This is a genomic window from Nitratidesulfovibrio oxamicus, assembly GCF_015731765.1.
GTDB lineage: Bacteria > Desulfobacterota > Desulfovibrionia > Desulfovibrionales > Desulfovibrionaceae > Cupidesulfovibrio > Cupidesulfovibrio oxamicus.
Genome location: NZ_VRYY01000419.1, coordinates 1 through 2,152 on the forward strand (window position 1 = coordinate 1; position 2,152 = coordinate 2,152).

At 71.8% G+C, this 2,152-nt stretch carries 2 protein-coding genes; one reads left to right on the forward strand and one right to left on the reverse strand.

The annotated features are described in order from the left end of the window. Positions 1–947, forward strand: a 947-nt coding sequence (locus FVW20_RS13165) for a 3-deoxy-D-manno-octulosonic acid transferase (RefSeq protein WP_307831533.1), incomplete at its 5' end; no start/stop codon positions are given. Between the two features lie 131 nt (positions 948–1,078). Here the strand turns inward: FVW20_RS13165 and FVW20_RS13170 are convergent. Further along, the coding region (locus tag FVW20_RS13170; RefSeq protein ID WP_196609973.1) for an ATP-binding protein at positions 1,079–2,152 on the reverse strand (1,074 nt) is incomplete at its 5' end.

Below are 2,152 nucleotides of genomic sequence, written 5' to 3' on the forward strand. Positions count from 1 at the left end.
GCGCCGTGGCCCTGCTGGAAACGGAACTGTGGCCCGGCCTGCTGTCCGCCTGCGCGGCGCGGGGCGTCCCCGTGGCCGTGGTCAACGGGCGCATGACCCCGCGCACCCTGGGCGGATACCTGCTCACCCCCGACTTCTGGCACGGGCTGGCCCCGGAGCGCATCGCCGCCATCTCGCCCGACGATGCCCAGCGCTTCGGCCTGCTGTTCGGGCACCACCGCACCTCGGTCATGCCCAACATCAAGTTCGACCGGGCCTTGCCCCAACCCGAAAGACCGGACGAAGCCGGCGTGCCCGGCGCACACGACGTGTCCGGTGCGCCCGGCCTTGCGGGCACGGTACTGCGGGATGGAGTCCCTCTGGCGGTGCTGGGCTCGGTGCGCGAGGAAGAGGAAGCCGCCCTGCTGCCGGTCATCCAGAGAATCGTGCAGGAGCGTCCCGATGTGGACATCGCCGTGGCTCCCCGCCACATGCACCGCGTGCCCGCGTGGGTGAACGCGCTGGAACAGGCCGGGCTGCCGTGGGAACTGCGCTCGCGGCGCACCGCCGCGCCATCCGGCGACGCTTCCGCCCGCGGCACGGTGCTGATCTGGGACGTGTTCGGCGAGTTGGCCGCACTGTACGCCAGCGCCGCCGCCGTGTTCGTGGGCGGCTCGCTGGCCCGGTTGGGCGGCCAGAACTTTCTGGAACCGCTGACGCACGGGGTGGTGCCCTGCGTGGGGCCATCGCGCGAGAATTTCGCGTGGGTGGGTGACGGACTGGCCGAGGCCGGTCTGCTGGCCGAGGTGGCCGACGGCGACACACTGGCGGAGGCCCTGCTGCAACAGCTGCGCAGCCCCCTGCGACGCGAGGTGGTGCGCCACCGCTTCGAGGAATGGATGGCCCCCCGCCGGGGCGGAGGGCGCATGGCGGCGCAAGTGGTGCTGGCCGTGGCCGGGCTGCGCTGATCCCTCGCGCCTCTCGTCGGGAAGGGCGAACCGTCCGCCCCCCCAATCCGACGCCTTTCAGCCCGCAACCCCAAGAGTCCCGGGCAGGACCGGCATCCGGCCCGCCCGCCAACACCCCTCGCCCGATCCGATTACTCCGACCGGGCGAACCGCCCCGCCTGGGGTTCACCCCCGCCAGCACTGTCGCTCGCGCCGGACAGGTCGCCATCGCCAGCAAGAGTGTTCCTGCAGGGCCAGGCAGGGCCCGCCTGCTCATCGCCCCCGCAGTGGCGGACCATGCAGCGCAGCAGTTCCCCGCGCGAAAAGGGCTTGGCCAGAAAACCGGTGCAGCCCGCCGCCGCGCAATCGTCACGGAATTCGCCCACCACATGCGCCGTCAGGGCTATTATCGGCGTGGGCGGCAGGCCCTGCTCGCGCTCCAGGGCACGGATGGCCCGCGTGGCCCGATACCCGTCCATCACCGGCATCTCGATGTCCATGAACACCAGGTCGAATCGCCCGCCAGCGAAGGCGGCCACGCCTTCCTCGCCGTTGTGGACCTCGGTGATGGCGCAGGGACGCCCGCGCAGGTACAGCGAAAAGAGCAGCCTGTTGCTGGGGCTGTCCTCCACCAGCAGGATGGACAGCGGACGCAGCGGCCCCGGCTCCTCGTCGCCGGACTGCGCATCCGGCAGGTCTGGCGTGGCCGCAACCTCGCCCTGCCCTGCGGCGACGGAGGCGACCACGCCACCCGGCCCGACGGGATCAACCGGGGCGATCAACGCGGCAGGTGTGACCGGTGCGGCAGATGTTGCAGGAGAGACTGGAGTGACTGGCGCGACAGGATCAACCGGGCCGACCGGCGCAACCGGGGCATCGGACGTCCGCGCCTTCCGGGGCTCCGCACCGCGGGCGCCTTCAGCGGCGGGCTGCATGGGCAGGGTGAAGTACACGGTAGTGCCCCTGCCGGGGGCGCTTTCCAGCCAGATGATGCCGCCCAGCATCTCCACCAGGGCCCGGCAGATGGACAGCCCCAGCCCCGTGCCGCCGTACTGGCGGGTGATGGAAGAATCCGCCTGCACGAAGCTTTCGAACACCACGTCCTGATGTTCCGGCGGAATGCCGATGCCCGTATCCGCCACCGAAAACAGCACTTCCACGCGCCTGGCGGCGCCCGTACGGCAGGGCGCCTCGACCGGCGGCGCGGGGGGCGCGGCCAGCGGGGC